Source organism: Micromonospora sp. M51, assembly GCF_018070305.1.
Taxonomy (GTDB): Bacteria; Actinomycetota; Actinomycetes; order Mycobacteriales; family Micromonosporaceae; genus Micromonospora; species Micromonospora parva.
In genome coordinates this window covers 1-542 of record NZ_JAGPXZ010001446.1, presented here as the reverse complement: position 1 = coordinate 542, position 542 = coordinate 1, and the positions used below count along the sequence as shown (strand labels likewise).

Genomic DNA, 542 nt, shown 5'->3' with positions numbered 1-542 from the left:
CCACCAACTTCTCCCAACCGGCCTGGCGCGGCTTCGACGTGCGGGGTGCGTTGGAGCGACGGCTCGGCCTGCCGGTGATCTACCACAACGACGGCAACGCGGCAGCGCTCTACGCCCACCACGTCTACTTCGGTGCCGAGGCGATGAGCCGTTCGTCGGTGTCCGCGATCGTCGGCACCGGCCTGGGTGGCGGGGTGGTCGAGAGCGGTCGGGTGATCGCCGGTGCGGCAGGCATGGCGGGGGAGCTGGGCCATGTGCACATCCCGCTGACCGGGCTGCTCGGCCCGGGCCAGCCGGACCCCACCTGCGCCTGCGGCTTCACCGGTGACGTGGAGAGCGTCGCCTCGTTGACCGGCATCGAACGCAACCTGCTGCCGTACTGGCTGACCCGGTACCCCGACCATCCGCTCGTCGCCGAGCCGGTGGCCCGGGCGGCCAAGCTGGTGCGCGGTTACGGCGAACGGGGAGACGCCCTCGCGCGGGACCTGTTCACCCAGCAGGCGATGGCGTTGGGACGGCTGTTCTCGGTGGCCGCGAACTAC

General features: G+C 71.4%; 1 protein-coding gene. It reads left to right on the top strand.

The genetic code is table 11. The features are described 5' to 3' along the window. The coding region (locus KBX53_RS35355) for an ROK family protein (protein WP_210864075.1) at nt 1–542 on the top strand (542 nt) is incomplete at both ends.